Source organism: Paenibacillus sp. FSL F4-0097 (assembly GCF_038593125.1).
GTDB classification, from domain to species: domain Bacteria; phylum Bacillota; class Bacilli; order Paenibacillales; family Paenibacillaceae; genus Paenibacillus_AQ; species Paenibacillus_AQ odorifer.
Window position 1 is genome coordinate 5,843,586 of record NZ_CP151965.1, and the last position, 18,198, is coordinate 5,861,783.

Genomic DNA, 18,198 nt, shown 5'->3' on the forward strand with positions numbered 1-18,198 from the left:
GGAATTATATAAAGGAGCTTGTACATCTTGAGATATTATGTTCTGGACCGCGGTGATGAGCTGTCAATCAAACTTGCCGAGCAATTTCACAAGCTGGCGGCGGAGCGGGATTTGCAACTGGATGCCGAGTCTCCGGAAATCGTCATCTCGATAGGTGGAGACGGCACAATGCTGCACGCTTTTCATACCTTTATCGACCAGATTCCCAACTTAGCCTTTGTAGGTGTGCACACAGGACACCTCGGCTTCTATGCGGACTGGCAAGCAGAAGAGCTGCCCACCTTAATCGATTATATGTGCGGAACCGGTGAATCTGAGCCGCAGAAACCGCGTATTGTGAAATATCCATTAATAGAGCTGGAGATTCACAAAAAATCGGGATCTTCGTCTCACATTGCCCTCAACGAATTTACCCTTAAAGGGGTGGATGGAACTATAATGATCCAAATCGACATCAACGATGTCACCTTCGAAATGTTCCGGGGCGATGGACTTTGTATTTCAACTCCCTCTGGCAGTACAGCTTATAACAAAAGCCTAGGGGGCGCTATGGTTCACCCTTCAATAGAAGCGCTGCAGATTGCCGAAATCGCGTCTATTAACAACCGTGTATTCCGGACAATGGGCTCGCCGCTACTACTGCCAAAGCATCATCATTGTGACATTTTTTCATGTAAAGACCAGCGTTTGCTGCTCACCGTAGATCATAACAACATTCCTGTTGATGACCTGATTTCAGTACGCTGTCAAGTTTCAGACAAAAAAGTCAGCTTCGCAAGATATCGTCCGTTTCCGTTCTGGAACCGTGTCCGTGAAGCTTTCTTAGTCTGAGATCAGGGGATCAAAAAGCTGGAGATTTCAATATCTCCGGCTCTTTTTGGTGTGACAAAACTAACACCAATTGATAGACATAGAGAGAAATCAAATGGTATAATGAGGCTATTTTACAAAGAGTTACATAAAAGGAGAGAGTACTGTTGAAAAAATTATTATCCCTCTTGAGCATAAGTCTTCTGGCCCTGATACTGGCGGTCCCGGCTTTTGCTGCTTCAAAACCGATTGATGTTTATATCAACGGCAGTAAGGTTTCCTTTACCGCAGGAACCCCTTACTTAGCGAACAATTCTGTACTTGTCCCTTTCCGGGTCATCTTCGAAAAGCTTGGACTGCAGGTGCTTTGGGATGCCAAGACTGGAACAGTAACAGGTAAAAGTTCAAATCTGGCGATCAGCCTGAAAATTGGCAGCAACCGTGCAACCGTTAACGGAACCGTGAAAAAACTGACCACCGCACCAGTCTCCTCAGCTGGCACTACATACATTCCTTTACGTTTTATCGCAGAGGCAACCGGAGGCACAGCCGTCTGGAATTCAACCAGCAGAAGCGTCCAAATTACCACCCCAGTATCCAAAGATAAGGACGAAGCAGCGATTACAGCATTAATCCGTTTGTCTAATAAGTATTTCAATGAAGAAAAAGCGATTAGCTTCTATTCCCTTATGGATTCAGAATCCTCTAATGCGGAGTCAGTGGCGGATCTTAATGCCTCCTTTGAGATTTTTGATATAAAAAATACTATTGAAAGTTTGGAAATCATTGATATTACAGGCGATGACGCTACTGTTTATACATTGGAAAGCTCTCGCCGGACAGGTGGGGCTTATACGCCAGATACAGAGGACGAATACATGTATACACTTGTCCGCAAGAATGGAAGCTGGAAAATATCATCTGTGGAATCCCAAAGCTCCGTGATACTGCTGACTCGTGAACAAGCTCTAAAAACAGCAGCTAACATTCCTCAAAATGATGCGGATGCCATCAAAGGTAATATCACCAAATATTATCAAGCTATGAATGAACAAAATCCGGCGGCTGTTCTTTCCACCATGACTTCATACGGAGAAGAATATGATACCTCCCTTAAGGAAGATCTGGAAGATTTCTTTACTTCATACGACGTCACTTATACTCCAAGCGTTTCAAATATCTACTATTTTAGCGCCAAAGAAGCAGCTATTTATGTGGAAAACAAAGAGAAAGATGCCAGTGAAGAGGAAACTTTTGAGCAAGGCACTATCTTCATTTTATCCAAGTCGGATAGCGGGGTATGGACTACTGATAACACCTATAGCGTTTACTATAAACTTGTGAAATCCTAAAACCATACGGCACAGAAAGTTAATTCGTGCAGTGTATACTTTCTTATCTTATAAATTATATAAAAAGGGCGTATGATTCCATGAAATCCAATAAAGTAATAAGTGCACTTTTAGGCAGCTGTCTGGCTTTATCCCTAACTTTTGCTCCAGTAGTTTCTGCTGCCGATGCCGCTCAGGCATCTACAGATAACCGTGATCTTATCAATGAAGTCATGAATATTCTGGAGAACTATAACCTCTCCGGTGTAGATAAGGATACTTTGATTCGTGGAGCCATTGACGGCATGGTGAACACCCTGGATGATCCTTATAGCCAATACTTCAATACCGAGGAAGCGGCACAATTTGAACATGATGTTGATCTGGAATACGTTGGTATTGGTGTTAGATTGCAATATACCGCAACAGAACTCTACATCGAAGACATAACACCCGGTTCGCCTGCAGAACAAGCAGGTCTGAAACGCGGTGATACGATAGTCAAAATTAACGGAATCCCCGTTGAAGAGACCGAAGGAGACGAGTTAAGCGGAGCCGCAGGCACCAAGGTCACTCTGCAGGTGCTCCGGAATGGAGTGACTAAATCATTTCGTGTAACCCGAAATGAAATCAGCTCGACTTCTGTTACCGGAACTATTGTTGGACAGAAGATAGCCTACATCACACTGAGTGGTTTCACACAGAATTCTGATGAAGAATTTGCCGCTATGCTGAAAAAGATGCGTGCAGCAGGTATGAAATCGATGGTGCTTGATTTGCGTGACAACTTAGGCGGCTATATGGATTCGGCATACAACATTGTCTCTAATTTCATGGATAAAGGCATCATGATGTATACCTCCGATCAAACCGGAGCACTAACTCCAGTAACGATTACCAGTGGCAGTAAAATAGGCGTACCCGTCGTTATTCTAACGAATGAGTACACTGCCAGCGCTTCTGAGGCGCTTACTGGCGCATTACGCGACAATAAGCTCGCTACCGTCGTAGGCACTCGTTCTTTCGGCAAAGCACGTATTCAGAGCCTGCTTCCAATGTCCAATGGAGACATGCTGAAGCTGACTACGCAGAAATATCTAACTCCAAATAAAGAAGACTTTAATCACATCGGGCTTGCACCGGATATTGAGGTTAAAGGCAAAACTGCGCAGCTGATTACCGCTCTACAGATTGCAGGAATGAAAAGCATTGAGGTTTCCGGTGATCATCATATCTTGAATGTCAACGGGGTTGCCTTTGCTGGTAATGTGGGTCTAATAAAGCAAGGAGATAAGACTTATGCTTCTTCGCTCGTACTAGGTGCACTGATCGAAGGCGACATCACATGGGATGCCAAGAACAAAAAAGTCATCGTAACGAACGGGACAGGTAAAGCGACCGGCTTTACGTTGTCCTCCAAAGAGGCGCTTTCTCAGAACGGCGAGACCTTCATTGAATTAAATGCCTTTAAGAAGAAGTTCCCTGCGCTTGTATGGAGTTACAATGCAACACAGAAACAATTGAAATTATCTGTAAAATAGATCCTTAATCTAGCTAATCATTAAGCTGCTGAATCAAGCAACCATGAGTAAAAACAGGAGTTGTCACATAAGCCATGAAATGGCCGTTGGGACAACTCCTGTTTTTTGTTTAGTTTGATAATATTTGCACCTACGAAACATCTGTAGCACCTATCGGACATGGATGACTCTAATCGCAATATTAATCCACATTTGTTATGCTATCGGACCCCATAGTCGCTATTGGTATAAAAGACACCATAATTACTCCTCTTTCTAACGAATAGCATCATTGGAGTCCGAAACCCTGCTCAAAAGGCTAAAAATTCGCACATAACGGCATCTGGGTCCTTAAGCCTCGGGGGATGATGAAACTGCTGGATCAAGCAGCCAACGACTAATAGCATAGAGCAACACTGAGCAACACTGAACAACACACAGCAACACCACAACACTGAGCAACACACAGCAACACTGAGCAGCGATCTCCAAGTACCGGGAGAAACGCAACTCTGCTATTTTTTATAAGAAAAAAAGCTGGCTCATTCGTAGAAGGACTCTACTTATGGTTCAGCTTTCATCATTAAGGTTGTGAATTTTCTATGTTTTGATTGTTCTGGTTGTTTTGATTGTTCTGGTTGTTTTGAGCGCTTTGAGGTTTTGGTGTGTTTTGGGGCTTCTGAGACTGACCTTGTGGCGGTCTGCCTTGGAAATCCTTTTTGGATTTCTTGCCCTGTGAATCCTTGCCCCGGTGATTTCGGCTCTGATGTTCTCTCACAGGTCTATCCTTCGCCATATTGTCCTTAGAAGAAGTCATCTCTTTAAATGCCAATGAGTGATTCGAGCCTTGCTTAGAGGATGTTTCTTTAGCAGAAAACTCTTTATCTGCAGCCGCTTCATCACTAGCTTCCGATTCTTGCTCCAAGGCCTCTTCATCACTCGGCTCTGGTATTTCTTTGATCAAAATATCCTTGAACATGCCTTCTTGTGGTACCTCTTTCAATTTATGCAGCACAAAATAAGCGCAGCCAAAATTGCAGTATTCATTAATATAATCAACCATACCCGAAATCGCTGTATCCCGATTCACCTTAGGATGGTTGTCCCGGTAAAAACCTTTCAAACGCAACTGACTGTAACCCCAGTCACCGATAATATAGTCGTATCTTTCCAGCACCTCGCTATATCTCCCGCGAAATGCCTCCGGATTCCAACCATCCTTATGATCCAACATAAGTTCATAGCCTTTTCCGCCTATTACGATCAAACCTTTTGCCGCCTGCCTTTCTTTGGGAATCATGACGTTGATTATACCACCATCTATGTGGAATATTGGGCTTTCGGTCGCTGTTCTCGAACCGCTCCTACAGCTCCAATATTCCCCTCCAATGACGCAAATCAACGATTTTTATGGGTAACCTAAGAGCAGAGATTTCAGAACGCTGTCGCTCTTCCTCCTCTTACTAACATTCTCCGTGAATTAAACCACAGAAAAGCAATAATTAGCTAGAAGAAACCGCACGCTCCTCGCGAGCTTGAGCTGCAGACTTCACCTGCTCATGCGCATGATAAGAGCTGCGAACTAGCGGGCCTGATTCCACATGGCTGAAGCCACGCTTCATTCCCTCTTCCTTCAACAGTGCAAATTCCTCCGGTGGATAATATTTCTCGACATTTAAATGTTTTGGAGTGGGTTGCAAATATTGTCCTAAAGTCAATATATCACAATTTACGGCTCGCAAATCATCCATTGCTTGTAAAATCTCATTCCACTCTTCACCGACACCAAGCATGATGCTCGATTTGGTTGGAATATTTGGTTTCATTTCCTTGGCTCTGCGCAGCAATTCCAAGGAACGAGGGTACTTCGCTTTAGCCCGTACACGATCTGACATCCGTTCCACGGTCTCAATATTATGATTAAGAATGTCTGGATTACTGTTCATGACAATCTCAAGACTATTCCGGTCTCCTAAAAAGTCTGGAATAAGCACTTCAACACTACATAACGGAAGGCGTTTACGAATCGCCGCGACCGTCTCAGCAAAAATCTGAGCGCCACCATCCGCAAGATCATCGCGGGCCACACTAGTCACCACACAGTGACGAAGATTCATTTTCTCTGCAGCTTCAGCTACACGTTCAGGCTCCTGCAGGTCCAGTTCTGTAGGCATCCCTGTATTTACTGCACAAAAACGGCATGCGCGTGTACAAATATCACCTAAAATCATGAAGGTAGCCGTACGGTTTGCCCAGCATTCATAAATATTCGGACACCTAGCTTCTTCACATACGGTATGTAAAGTTTTGGAACGCATCATGCTTTTGATTTCCTGATAGTTGTCACCGGTAGTTAGCTTAATCTTAATCCAATCCGGTTTAGGTTGCTTTGCTGTTTTATTAGACAAAATGATAAACCCCGCTTCCTCCTGAATGTGATGCTGCAGATGAAAGTTGCTGCCTCATATTATAACATGTGCGATTTACAATTGCCTGTTTTTGTGAAATATGCAGGGTGTATCATCTGGAGTTTCCAGCGAGATTTTTCTGGTACCTTTAGACAAGAACGGATAAAAAGTAGTATTTTGCACCAATCTATAAAAAAGCTTCATCCGAAGTGACTACATTCAATTTAATGCCCGGACAAAAGGAGGCTGTTATCTTGCTGGCCCTATTTAAAAATATTAAAAACCGGAGAACCCTGTTATGCCTGTCCGCGGCCGCTATCCTTTGGGGTGGTTTAAACCTTCCCGTTGCAGCAGCTGTAGCGCGGCCTACTATCCAACCGGTGATGAGCAGCGGGGATCCCGCTAGTGCTAGCAAAGAAGCGCAATGGTCTGGCCGTAGACAGATTTATGAGCAAATGAGCGCAGCTACTGGTATCCCTTGGTTTAGGTTCGCAGCCATTGATCAATATGAACGCACGCTCGCCAAAAAGGGAGCCTCAGGGCAGCCTGTCTCCACGCGCCTTACAGCCATAAAAATCCCGGCACCGGTATGGGCTGGTCCACTTAATCCGGATCAGGGGGATACTTCCCCTAAATCCATTAGCTTCTTTGATGGTTTTGGCAGTGATGGCTCAGGAGACGGCATTGCTGATCCAGAGAATGATGCGGACGTTCTGTATAGTATGGCTAGACACTTATTGAAGTATGGACAATCCGCTAGTGATTTCAGTATCGGGGTCTGGGAGTACTATCACAATGGCCGCGCCTCGCAGCGCATTACCCAGTTCGCGAAGTTATATGAACATTTTGGACGGCTGGACCTATCCGGCAATGCCTTCCCGCTTCCCCTAAGTAACCTTTATTCTTATCGTAGCACTTGGGGTACTGGAAGAAGCTGGGGCGGAGCACGTATCCATGAAGGAACAGATCTATTTGCACCTCAAGGAGTGCCAGTACGAAGCACCTGCTTTGGCTTAGTAGAGACAAAAGGCTGGAACCGGTACGGCGGCTGGAGAATTGGCATTCGCGATATCGAGAACCGTTACCATTATTACGCTCATCTATCTGGATATAACAAAACCATTTCTCGCGGAGATATAGTCACCCCCGGTGAGATTATTGGCTGGGTAGGCAGCTCGGGTTACGGCAATCCCGGAACACAAGGAAAATTTCCTCCACATCTACACTTTGGCATTTACCGCGATCGCGGAATTACCGAATGGGCTTTTGATCCGTTTCCGTTGCTGAAACAATGGGAGAAACAGGAATATAGAGACTTAAAGAACAAAAGAAGCAAAAAAAGTGCTGTAAATTAGAATAAGGTCCCTTTCCTTAGAGAGGGGCCTTTTCTTTTTTAATACAACATCAAACAGCCAAAAGGTTCAATGCTGACCGTAAGCTTATTATTATTTTTAAAAGTTGCTCCAGACAATAAATCAGTTAATTCGTTCTTATCAGCTCGATATGGACTAAGCTCTAGTTGGTACGGGTTTGGAGAATTATTGATAATCAGCCCTATCTTCTCGTGCTCCACACCTCGTATGTAGCCAAGCACATTACGAACTTCATCAGTAAACCAAGGACGAAACGAACCTTTGCGCAGAACTTCATGGCTTTTTCTCAGAGAAATCAATTGTTGATACCACTTATGCAGCACTGCATTCTGAGCTTGTTCTTGCCATATCATAGCTTTTCTACAGTGGGGGTCTGTCGCCCCTTCCATCCCAACCTCATCCCCGTAATAGATCATTGGAATACCGATATAGGTCATCTGGAAAAAAACAGCCAGCATCATACGTTCAACAGCGGTACTCACGTGGTCCCAACCACGCCCACCTTCTTTACATGCCGTAAGAAACCGCAGGGTATCATGGCTGCCAAGCAACTGAAACATTGCCGAATTCGCCTGGTCATTATACAATGCCTCCTGATGGAGCAATTGCTCTATAAAGCGAACTGGCCCCGTAGATTGTTCCGCAAAAAATTCCAACACTGCATCACGAAGCACATAATTCATTCCTCCATCGAACTGATCCCCTCTAAGCCATGGCCCAGAAGCATGCATAATCTCACCGATCAGCAGGATTTCAGGATATTCAGATTTGAGCTCTTGCCGAAACCGGGACCAAAAACGCGGATTAACTTCATTGGCCACATCCAGACGCCAGCCGTCAATCCCTGTCTCGCGCACCCAATACTTCGCAACCTCAATCATGTAATTCGCCGTATCCGGATTGTCCATGTTCAGCTTTGGCATATGCGCTTCAGCTTTGGCAAACGTTTCATAATTGGGTACAGGCGTCTGCGTAACCGGAAAGGAATGAATGAAGAACCAATCTTTATACGGAGATAGCTCTCCTTTTGCCAACACATCTTTAAACGCGAAAAAGCGGTCTCCCGAATGATTAAACACAGCGTCTAAAATCACTTTGATTCCATGCCTGTGCGCCTGGCTGACCAGCGCCTTCAATCCTTCCATATCCCCAAATACTGGATCAACCTTATAGTAATCGGAGGTATTATACTTATGCTCTGAAGGAGACTCAAATACAGGCGTCATATAAACAACGTTTACTCCTAACTGTTGCAAGTAGGGCATTTTGTCAGAAATGCCTTGTAAGGTCCCTTCGTTATAACTGCTAGGATAGATTTGATAGGTTACTGCATCCATGCTCCATGAAGGTAACTTCAACGCCTCAGAATGATGGAGATATGCATATTGAAAAGAACCCGCACGTTCGCGGCTCTCCGACGCCCCTCTCTCTCCATACCAGACATATTCACCCGCAGGATTAGTTACATGGAATAGATATCTGCATTTTTTCGTAGGGTTCTCAATGACCGCTTCATGTATCTCATAAACACCTGCCGACCCAATCCGCTCCATCTGCAAAGGAACTTCATGCCCCGGAGAATCATAACGGTCTGAGTAGATGACGGTACAGGATAATTGCTGTCCAGCTTGCGTGAACAGTCTGAGCTTCAAGATGCCCGTACCCACAGGATAGGCAAACGGATCTTCACTTGTATGATATAAAAACCATGTATGAGGCATAACTTCCAAACTCCTTTTTTATGCTTTTATCTTTAAATCTATGAGACTCTTTGTGATTAGAGAGACTGCTAAATTTGTGTTATTATGGTTACAAATACCGTTCCGGATTATGAGGGGAAGACAATGAAAGTAACCATTTCTGATATTGCCAAAGCAGCCAATGTGGCTAAATCTACCGTATCCAAAGTATTAAACGATTCCCCAAAAATATCACAGAAAACGAAACACAAAGTTCGCGAAATTATGAAGCAGATGAACTATACACCAAGCAGTATCGCTACTGGATTAGCCAGACAAAGCAGCTGTAATATTGGTCTCCTGGTCGATATGTCCAAGGAAAGTGAATTTCTAAACCAGTTTTTCTACAACATCATCGGTGGAATAGAAAGTGTAATTGCGCCTTTAAAATACGAGCTGACTATTTCCAATGTGCAGCATAGTAGTCCGGAAGGACATTTTCTAAATAGACTTGTATTCAGCAAACGTGTCGACGGAATCATAGCGAATAACTCCGTACTTACGGAAGAGCTTTGCGAAGAACTGAACCGCTTGGAGTTTCCCTACATCTCCATCGGCGAAATTATGACTCCCGGAAGCTGGGTCGATTTCGATAATGAAGCAGGCGGCGGCATGCTGACCTCACATTTAATAAAGCAGGGGTATTCCAAAATAGCCTTCATAGGCGGGCAGCAGCAGGAAAAGATTTATACCCATCGTCTGAGTGGATATTTGCAAGCATTGCAGCAAGCAGATCTTGCGGATCAGCAGCAATGGATTATCAATTGTAAGGCTGATGAACATGAGAGCTATCATGCTGCACTTGAGCTTCTACAGAGCGAAGATCGACCAGACTCCGTAGTATGCATGAACAGCTATGTTGCCTTCGGGGTGCTTCAAGCTGCAAAATCACTGGATATTCATGTTCCATCACAGCTCGGCATCGCAGCTTTTGATGAATATCCTCTGTCCCGTTATACTACGCCTCCTCTAACCTCTCTGAATATCGACACGTTCCAGCTGGGGGTATCTTCAGGCGAGCTGCTGATGCAACGCATTCGTAATAACAACATACCCTCTAGGCATTTGCTTCTCGAGCCAGAACTCATTCCTCGTGAGTCAACTATGAGATCCCAGTTCCCAGCGGGAACTTAGTGAAGAGGCAGGAAGCTTGATTGAGCTTGTGTAGCTGACTGAACTTTATTGCGCTGCGTGCTGATTCGGCTTGATTGTCTGGAGTAACTGCTTTAGCTTGATCGAATTTGAGTAGCTAAAATGGCTACATCGGATTTAATTGCATTTTGTGCAATAGAAATCCTTATAAGATGGGTAACATTCGATTTAATTGCACTTTGTGCAGTCAAAACTCGTGAAATCGGCAAAAAACAGCCTTTTTCCTGAATTCTACTGCACAAAATACAGTTAAATCTTTCTTCCAGCTTCAAACAGAAAGTCTAATTGTACTTTCTGCAATTAAAAAACTTCATACTGCTTACCAAGGAGCGACCCCATACGGGAGCCGCTCCTTGTTGTGTTTAAACTGTAGATATTATGAAGCTTATAGATCCTTCCAGCGCTGAACCGTCAAATTTACGGTTTGTGCACCGCCTGTTGGCGTAAGGGTTCGATTGGAAAGATCCGATCCATTCGAATTCACCTCCACATTAGTCCAAGCGCCTCGTGTAACTTTGTATTGAATTGCTGTTCCCGCCGGTAGACTTAGTGTGATGGAGTAAATACCATCACTGCCCTTCGTCAGTTGGTAGTTCGGATCTGCCACATTCCAGCTATTGAAGGAACCGGAGAGATAAACGGGACCACTCACAGGAGTAGACGCAGGAACAGTTACTCGGAATGTAACACTATCCGCTTGTGGTTCTCCTGCGGTGATGTTGCCATTCACCATACTCCAGGTGCCCGCAGCAAAATGATAGTTATTGCCGCCATTGTTATCCCATGTGCCACTGCCATTATTAAAGGCTGCGGTCAGCCCAGCTGCCGTGCCCAGCTGAATCGTAACCGCCTTATATCCTGTAAAAGCAGAAGCTTGGAGCTGCTCGCCTGGAGACGTCGTCCAGACCGTTGAACCATCGAGCTTATAATGGATATAAGAGCTGCTATAAGCCGCATTCTTATAATAGATCGTTGCCGTGCTGCCGACAGGTGTTGCCGTTGGCGTTGGTGTAGGCGTTACGGTCGGTGTCGGAGTTGCCGTTGGCGTTGGCGTTGGCGTTGGTGTCGGCGTTACCGTTGGTGTCGGTGTTGGCGTTGGTGTTGCTGTTGGTGTTACGGTTGGCGTCGGTGTCGGCGTTACCGTCGGTGTAGGCGTTACGGTTGGTGATGGTGTCGGCGTTACCGTTGGTGTCGGCGTCACTGGTCCACCCGATTGAATATTGCCAGTTGGTGTATAAGTCCAGGTGCCGGCACTAAATAAATAGTTGCTGCCCCCGTTACTGTCCCAAGTACCGCTGCCATTGTTAAAGCAAGCTTCAAGCTGGCTGGCTGAGCCGATATTAATCGTTATTTTGTTGTAGCCTGCTACATCAGAGACAGGTATCGCCACACCTGGTGATGTCGTCCAAGTTCCTCCTACAGGGCGATAATGAATATAAGGCGAGGTATAGCCCTGCTTATAGTAAATAGTGACACTGTTCCCCGCTGGTGTTGTCACTGAAGCAATCGCGCTAAGGAGGGATAGATTGCCTGCTGCATCCATTGCTTTTATCGTATAGTCATACGTAGTACTGGCGGATAATCCGTTATCCGTATATGAAGTAGTTGCGGATGTACCCACTTTGACGCCGTTGCGATAAATTTCATATCCGGTCACACCTACATTGTCGGTGGAAGCGGTCCAGCTTACTAAAGCACTGGATGCATTTTGAACAGTTGCGGTCACGTTAGTTGGTACAGTTGGAGCCACTGTATCTGTAGGAAGCTGTTGTTTTGCATAAATTTTGGCTGCATTTGCACCCACGGTTACAGTGATCTGCTTGCCAGTTGCTCCACCCGATTGTACAGTTACCGTATCCGAAGTGTTCAACTGGTTATAAAGAACCGTCCCGACTGCCAAGCTGCTCTCTGCACGCAGTGGAATGGTAACGGTCTGCGAGCCGCTGGATTTATTACTGAATACGGAGATAACTTCCTGCCCCAGATTAGTTCCAGTGTCGATACGACGTGAAAAAGCATATAAGTTCTGTGCAGACCACATTTCACGTTGCGTGCCTGTACGGAGTGCCGGATTATTTTTCCGAATCTCATTAAGTTTGGCTACGTGCTTGTAGGTGCTGGCATTCTCATTAAAATAATTCTCTATTACATTGCCGTTTGCATCCCGTTTCACCATGGACCAGCGGTTCCAGGTATCGGCGATGCCTCCCGTCATAATCTGCCCATTACCATTGCCTTTGTTCTGTTCCGTACCTTGGAAGACAACGGGTGTTCCACGCACTGTAAAAATAAAACTCAAAGCGTTCTGCAGCTTATCTACGCTTCCTCCAGCTTCTGTGAGAAAACGATTGCGGTCATGATTGTCGATAAAGGTGACCATGTGATTGGCATTTCCGTTGTAGTAGGAATCCTGTGCCAAGGTGCTTTTAATATTGGAGTCAAAAGACTGCCCATATGCGAAGCTATTTAGAACGGAGAAGAACATTGGGAAATCAAGCATGCCCCACTCCTTGTTGTTGCCGACCCAGCGCGAGACAAATTCAGCATTGCCGTCAAAATTCTCGCCAAAGGTATTAACCCCCAGATAATTTTGCAGTTCACCAATATCAGTCGGCTTCATCAGCTTGGCTGCGTCTACACGCGCACCATCTGCTCCTGTATAGTCAAACCAGCCTTTAATCGAATCAAATACGGCTTTTTTAGCAGCAGGGACATCGAAGTCAATGTCATCCAGTCCGCCTAGATCATGATTTTCTAAGTAATCCTGTGCCCATTGATCGTATCTTCCGTCTGCCAAAGACCAGTTGATATCTCCATTATGGTGGTACCAAGCCGGGTTATTAAAAGGAGCTGCTGGCTGCAGACTAGGGATATCATAGTAGGCTTGGGTACCCAGCATATAATCCCCGATATGGTTCGGCACAACGTCAATCACCACCTTGATGCCAACCGCATGTGCGGAATCCACTAACTCCTTCAGCTTCTCCTTTGTACCAAAGTAGGGATTGGCTGCGTTAGGGTCCTTAACGTTGTACCCGTGATACGCTGTATTTTTACCGCTGCCATTGTTCTCCCGATTCGTCATTTGCGGCTCCGCCACTGGGGAAATCCAGATCGCGGTGTACCCCATATTTTTAATATAAGACAGCTTGTCGATCACCCCTTGCCAATCTCCGCCTTTCATATAACGGAAATCTTCTTCAGAGTTCTCGCCATAGCGAATTGCCGCTCCCGTAGCATTGTTGGAAGAGTCCCCGTCATTAAACCGGTCAACCATAATCTGATAAATGGTATCATTCTCGTTAATCGTACCGATGCTGGCCGCATCTGCCTGTTGTGGCGCTAAGACGAATAAATTAATCACAGTAGAAAGAAGAATAGATGTAATCAGAACGGGCACGTACCATAACTTACGTTTCATCGCGCGCATCTCCCTCTCTTATTAAAGCGTATTCATAACACACTAAAACCTACTTCTTGGATTAAAAACGACCTTTCCAGCGATGTTTTTGGCATAGAAACAAACGAATTTTAGGGAAACCGGTTTCCCTACTAAAAATTACCATGACACCAGACGCGTTGTCAAGCCTTAAAATTGAAATGCACAACAAAAAAAGAGCTCCTATTTCGGAAGCTCTTGGGGTTGAATATTTAGTGTTTGAGTTCAACGTCCTGTACTCTGAATAAACTGCAAGACTTCATTCATAATTCGGTCCTTCTCTTCACAATGGCACACCATATGACCACTGTTGTCGACCATCAGCACCTGTTTTTGGGTCGCCTTGATCATATGATGACGTAGGTAATCGGCGCTTCTAGTCTTCACTAGATGATCCCGTTTCCCTTGCACGATCAGGGTTGGAGTCTCAATATGCGGAAAAACAGAAAAGCTTTCACGAACCAGTCGCTGGAACTCTCGAGTTGCTTTTGGAGGCGTTGAACTGAATTTACTAATATAAGTTTTTAGCATGGAAAAGCTCGCAAGGGTCTTAATAATTTCTACAGGATTCAGCGGAAACACAGGGGTAGACAACAAAGTGAGAGATTTAATCCAAGGTTTATAGCGCACTGAAAGATGTGAAGCAATAAGAGCACCGGTTGAAAAACCGATCAGATGAACTCCGTCATTTGTCTTTAACAGCTCTGTTAATTCATCCTCAGCACTTTGCTGCCAATCATGTCGATCCGAATGCAGTAAATCATTCCTGCTGCCCCCGTGCCCCTTTAGGGTAAATGTTCTGGAACGATAATTATGCTGCTCCATAAACTGGGACAAGGGAGAGATTTCATGCTCACCTCCGGTAAAGCCATGAATAAATAAACAACTTTCCATAATTGTCCCTCTTTTCACATTCCAAACTGAATTCCATCTTTATTGTATAATGCCAATCCCCTTTATTTTCTATTCATTCCAACCTTCTATGTAAAACCTTAACCAAATGATGTCAAGGTTCACCACCGTTATAGGTTCAAAATAAAATATATATTCTATTGTTCCCACCAAAGAAGACCGAGTGCAGAAGTAATCGTTAAACCTACGGCCGAGCTAGATGAAGTTACGTTAGCACAAATAGCAGTCCCCGGCGGAACGATGATGCTGCCCGTAAAGTTCTGTGAGAAGGCTCCCGGCGCTAATTGATAATTGTAAAGCGTTGTTCCCCCGTTAATTGCCGCTGTTGAAGATTGAACGGTCATCGCACTTGTAGCCGCGCTTCCGAGATTATTATTTGTTGGTGTCAAGGTTGCAGGAGAGGTTAACGTCCCCCCTTTGACAATTGTAAAGCTTCCAGACATAGCCGATAGCAGAGAAGATCCGCCGATACTGCCGCTTATACGAGATATATATACGGTTTTTCCGCTGCCAGCAGCATTACTAATCCGAATAGAAGTAATTGCAGAAATAAGACTAAGTACGACCAAACTAGACACGGATGTGTTGGTAGAATACAAGACCGCAGCCTTCGAAGCACTTATTTCAGGTGGCGCGCTGATATCCGGAGATTGGAAGGTATTGACCATATCCACATAAAGAGGTTGATCATTGTCGTTAAACACATATTGATTAGGCATGATTATCCCCTCCCAGTTCTAATATTCCCACCAGCTGATAGATGTTGTCGCTGCTGAAGTTCCCGATGCAATCGTGATGGACGTGGTTATGGAATTTCCGGGAGGAACAACGATTTGTCCAGTAAAGTCAACAATGACGGGACCCGCTGCCAGTAATAAAGATACTAGAGTGGCCGGACCTCCCGTAGGGGCAGCAGTCGAGGTTCTGGCCGTCATCACACTGGTTAACGCACTTCCAAAATTAAAATTTATCGGTGTAACGGTGGTTCCGGTGACCGTAGCGTTCCGAAGTAGAGATAACGTAACCGCAGCTGTTGCCGAGCTAGCTGCAACACGGGATACATACAATGTACGTCCGCTGCCTGCCGGATTACTAATCTGAACAACTAACGGTGCAGCAGTCGTTACCGTAGAAGTAAAAGGGATTCCAAACAATAGCCCCTCCTTAGCCGCTCCTCCCTCCGGAGCTGAATCTATACCAGGTGCAACATACGTGTTGACTTGTTCTGTAAAGAGTGGCTGGCTACTCTGATTAAATACTGAATCGTTTGGCATGCGCTATCCTCCCCGTACTTGAGCTTATCTTATTTTATGCCGCTCTAAGTAGCAGGTTGTTTGGGAAGGTGCGTATTTTTGCTTTTACAGCCCAATCACCTCTTATTTTTCACCATATATTATTATCACCATTCGAATGGCTAAGGATTGTCCCTAACGGTTCGCGGCTTATTGGACTGCGGTTTATTGATGCTCAGGGCTCAAACGACGGTTAGGGTCCTTTTATGGATAGGGTTCCAGAAAACCCGTAGGAGGTGAATGAAATCCATAACGGTCTGGAACTAGAAAAGCGCAGCAAAATAAAACACACAAAAAAACAGGGGAATCGCTCTAGAAATCCGCAACCTTTTCCACCTCCAAATGGTCGAAGAAAGCGCCGTAAGGTCACGATCAGTCCTTTATTTTCCGAGCATCAATTTATCGGATTCCCCGTGTCCAGCTCCATTTCGCCTCTGCCTTGGCAAAAAAGCGGAACTAAAACGATGATCTCTTACGCAGTTATGAACCAAGGAGACCACCCTGTTAGCGTCCGCTTGGAGATTAGTCCGAACAGTCTTGATTCTTTTATAGATTCAGAAGAGATCGTGGCTGCAAAAGAAATGAAGGTGCTAGTGCCAAGCAGATTTTTAAAGTGGACTCGGATATCCGCCTCCACGCAACAGCCAACGGGTTTAGGCAAAATTGATGTATACGTCCAAGCCCAGTCTATAGGTATGAGTTAACAATTTTATAAGAGAGGGACGAGGAACTTTGCCTAACTACAGCTCTTTTCAAGCTAATCCCGATAATCTACGAACGCTTATTTTTGGCCGGGATGCCTCGCTGATTGATCATCCGCTTACTACAGATCCAGGCGGAAATCTAACGACAATTATCCTAGATGGTACGATTTCCAATATACTCGGAGCTACCATCACTGCGGGTACTTTGTCCTCAGCAGGAACAGTTACTAACATTCTTAACGGGACTATTACTAGCGTACTCGGAGCTACCATCACTGCGGGTACCTTATCTTCCGCAGGTACGGTTACTAACATTCTTAACGGGACTATCACTAGCGTACTCGGGGCTACCATCACAGCGGGTACCTTGTCTTCCGCAGGTACCATTACTAACATTCTCGATGGCACGATTACCAGCGTGCTCGGAGCTACGATTACGGCTGGTACCTTGTCCTCCGCAGGAACCATTACTAACATTCTCGATGGCACGATTACCAGCGTGCTGGGAGCTACGATCACTGCCGGGACTATTACTAGTGTACTAGGCGCAACCATTACCGCTGGTACTTTGTCCTCAGCAGGAACAGTTACCAATATCCTTAATGGGACCATTACTAGTGTGCTAGGAGCTACAATCACTGCGGGTACCTTGTCTTCCGCAGGTACCATTACTAACATTCTCGATGGCACGATTACTAACGTACTTGGAGCTACCATCACTGCCGGTACTTTGTCTTCGGCTGGTACGGTAACCAATCTCTTAAACGGGACCATTACCAGCGTGCTCGGAGCCACCATTACGGCTGGTACTTTGTCTTCCGCAGGTACGGTCACCAACCTCTTAAACGGGACCATTACCAGCGTGCTCGGAGCTACGATCACTGCGGGTACTCTGTCCTCAGCAGGTACCATTACTAACATTCTCGATGGCACGATTACTAACGTACTTGGAGCCACCATCACAGCTGGTACTTTGTCTTCTGCAGGTACGGTCACCAACCTCTTAAACGGCACCATTACCAGCGTGCTCGGAGCCACCATCACAGCCGGTACACTCAGTAGTGTGACCTCTATTTCACAACGCAGCTTTATCGAACAGACGACGACGGGTATTGCAACTGCTAATGCCTATACTCCACTGCCAGCAGTGACTACGAGCGTATTGGGGACCTATTCCTTTTTCATCAATAACACTGGAGCTAACCCAGTCAACACACGAGTTGAAATCAGTGCTGACGGAACGAACTATTTCGTCGATACCACAGGAGATAATCCTTTAGCAGCAGGTTCTATCGATGTCATAGTTCCGGCCAGATTCCTGAAATATACACGCTTATCCTATCAATCAACGAATGCAGGAGCCGCCTCAACAATCAATGTAAGTTTCAACGCACAGGGAACGTAATGTAGATGCCCATCATATGTTGTAACGAAAGAGTGCATGGATATCCATGTGCTTTTTCTTTTGATAGCAAAAGCTGATTTCTACTTCTACATATGTAACAAGGAGGAAACAAC

At 45.3% G+C, this 18,198-nt stretch carries 15 protein-coding genes; 7 read left to right on the forward strand and 8 right to left on the reverse strand.

Annotation, left to right across the window (positions count from 1 at the left end; genetic code table 11):
• The first annotated feature begins 27 nt into the window (after positions 1 to 27).
• From MHH86_RS26290 to MHH86_RS26300, 3 genes are all read left to right on the forward strand, one after another.
• Positions 28 to 831 carry an NAD kinase gene (locus MHH86_RS26290; protein ID WP_076105311.1) on the forward strand — a complete coding sequence of 268 codons (804 nt, stop codon included), beginning with the start codon at positions 28 to 30 and terminating at the stop codon, positions 829 to 831.
• Between the two features lie 146 nt (positions 832 to 977).
• On the forward strand, positions 978 to 2,162 hold the full coding sequence (locus tag MHH86_RS26295; protein WP_036685319.1) for a copper amine oxidase N-terminal domain-containing protein: 1,185 nt from the start codon (positions 978 to 980) through the stop codon (positions 2,160 to 2,162).
• A gap of 80 nt (positions 2,163 to 2,242) precedes the next feature.
• Positions 2,243 to 3,682: a S41 family peptidase gene (locus MHH86_RS26300; RefSeq protein ID WP_051491374.1), complete on the forward strand. Its 1,440-nt coding sequence runs from the start codon at positions 2,243 to 2,245 to the stop codon at positions 3,680 to 3,682.
• A gap of 562 nt (positions 3,683 to 4,244) precedes the next feature.
• Here the strand turns inward: MHH86_RS26300 and MHH86_RS26305 are convergent.
• On the reverse strand, positions 4,245 to 4,961 hold the full coding sequence (locus tag MHH86_RS26305; RefSeq protein WP_341138221.1) for a YutD family protein: 717 nt from the start codon (positions 4,959 to 4,961) through the stop codon (positions 4,245 to 4,247).
• 202 nt (positions 4,962 to 5,163) lie between these two features.
• The gene (lipA, locus tag MHH86_RS26310; protein WP_036685320.1) at positions 5,164 to 6,069 is read right to left on the reverse strand and encodes a lipoyl synthase; all 906 of its coding nucleotides are present in this window, start codon (positions 6,067 to 6,069) and stop codon (positions 5,164 to 5,166) included.
• A gap of 254 nt (positions 6,070 to 6,323) precedes the next feature.
• On the opposite strand from lipA, the gene MHH86_RS26315 reads away from it, so the two are divergent.
• Complete coding sequence (locus MHH86_RS26315) at positions 6,324 to 7,424, forward strand: M23 family metallopeptidase (protein ID WP_036685322.1); 1,101 nt, start codon at positions 6,324 to 6,326, stop codon at positions 7,422 to 7,424.
• Between the two features lie 38 nt (positions 7,425 to 7,462).
• Here the strand turns inward: MHH86_RS26315 and MHH86_RS26320 are convergent, their stop codons facing one another.
• Positions 7,463 to 9,163: an alpha-glycosidase gene (locus MHH86_RS26320; RefSeq protein WP_341138220.1), complete on the reverse strand. Its 1,701-nt coding sequence runs from the start codon at positions 9,161 to 9,163 to the stop codon at positions 7,463 to 7,465.
• A 123-nt stretch (positions 9,164 to 9,286) separates the two neighbouring features.
• Here MHH86_RS26320 and MHH86_RS26325 point away from each other — a divergent pair, with 123 nt between their 5' ends.
• Positions 9,287 to 10,315, forward strand: a complete 1,029-nt coding sequence (locus tag MHH86_RS26325; protein WP_342479539.1) for a LacI family DNA-binding transcriptional regulator — start codon at positions 9,287 to 9,289, stop codon at positions 10,313 to 10,315.
• Between the two features lie 92 nt (positions 10,316 to 10,407).
• Here MHH86_RS26325 and MHH86_RS26330 read toward each other — a convergent pair whose 3' ends face one another.
• The 5 genes from MHH86_RS26330 to MHH86_RS26350 all read right to left on the reverse strand — a co-directional run bounded on the left by MHH86_RS26330 (position 10,408) and on the right by MHH86_RS26350 (position 15,958).
• Complete coding sequence (locus MHH86_RS26330) at positions 10,408 to 10,605, reverse strand: hypothetical protein (protein WP_342479540.1); 198 nt, start codon at positions 10,603 to 10,605, stop codon at positions 10,408 to 10,410.
• 113 nt (positions 10,606 to 10,718) lie between these two features.
• Positions 10,719 to 13,754: a carbohydrate binding domain-containing protein gene (locus tag MHH86_RS26335; RefSeq protein ID WP_342479541.1), complete on the reverse strand. Its 3,036-nt coding sequence runs from the start codon at positions 13,752 to 13,754 to the stop codon at positions 10,719 to 10,721.
• Positions 13,755 to 13,997: 243 nt separating this feature from the next.
• Positions 13,998 to 14,666: an alpha/beta fold hydrolase gene (locus MHH86_RS26340; protein ID WP_076274252.1), complete on the reverse strand. Its 669-nt coding sequence runs from the start codon at positions 14,664 to 14,666 to the stop codon at positions 13,998 to 14,000.
• A gap of 155 nt (positions 14,667 to 14,821) precedes the next feature.
• Positions 14,822 to 15,403 carry a hypothetical protein gene (locus MHH86_RS26345; RefSeq protein ID WP_076099383.1) on the reverse strand — a complete coding sequence of 194 codons (582 nt, stop codon included), beginning with the start codon at positions 15,401 to 15,403 and terminating at the stop codon, positions 14,822 to 14,824.
• Between the two features lie 18 nt (positions 15,404 to 15,421).
• A complete protein-coding gene (locus MHH86_RS26350) occupies positions 15,422 to 15,958 on the reverse strand; it encodes a hypothetical protein (RefSeq protein WP_076099384.1) in 537 nt (178 codons plus the stop codon).
• A 254-nt stretch (positions 15,959 to 16,212) separates the two neighbouring features.
• Here MHH86_RS26350 and MHH86_RS26355 point away from each other — a divergent pair, with 254 nt between their 5' ends.
• Positions 16,213 to 16,680 (forward strand): DUF6385 domain-containing protein, encoded by a 468-nt coding sequence (locus tag MHH86_RS26355; RefSeq protein ID WP_076274251.1) that lies wholly within the window; start codon positions 16,213 to 16,215, stop codon positions 16,678 to 16,680.
• 28 nt (positions 16,681 to 16,708) lie between these two features.
• Positions 16,709 to 18,085 carry a DUF6385 domain-containing protein gene (locus MHH86_RS26360; protein WP_256717843.1) on the forward strand — a complete coding sequence of 459 codons (1,377 nt, stop codon included), beginning with the start codon at positions 16,709 to 16,711 and terminating at the stop codon, positions 18,083 to 18,085.
• Positions 18,086 to 18,198 lie beyond the last annotated feature (113 nt).

Bases quoted from the DNA above. Each gene is read 5' to 3' on its own strand.
- MHH86_RS26300 (WP_051491374.1), top strand. From the start codon at position 2,243: ATGAAATCCAATAAAGTAATAAGTGCACTTTTAGGCAGCTGTCTGGCT.
- MHH86_RS26335 (WP_342479541.1), bottom strand. From the start codon at position 13,754: ATGAAACGTAAGTTATGGTACGTGCCCGTTCTGATTACATCTATTCTT.
- MHH86_RS26345 (WP_076099383.1), bottom strand. From the start codon at position 15,403: ATGCCTAATCAATATGTGTTTAACGACAATGATCAACCTCTTTATGTG.
- MHH86_RS26325 (WP_342479539.1), top strand. From the start codon at position 9,287: ATGAAAGTAACCATTTCTGATATTGCCAAAGCAGCCAATGTGGCTAAA.
- MHH86_RS26320 (WP_341138220.1), bottom strand. From the start codon at position 9,163: ATGCCTCATACATGGTTTTTATATCATACAAGTGAAGATCCGTTTGCC.
- MHH86_RS26340 (WP_076274252.1), bottom strand. From the start codon at position 14,666: ATGGAAAGTTGTTTATTTATTCATGGCTTTACCGGAGGTGAGCATGAA.
- MHH86_RS26350 (WP_076099384.1), bottom strand. From the start codon at position 15,958: ATGCCAAACGATTCAGTATTTAATCAGAGTAGCCAGCCACTCTTTACA.
- MHH86_RS26305 (WP_341138221.1), bottom strand. From the start codon at position 4,961: ATGATTCCCAAAGAAAGGCAGGCGGCAAAAGGTTTGATCGTAATAGGC.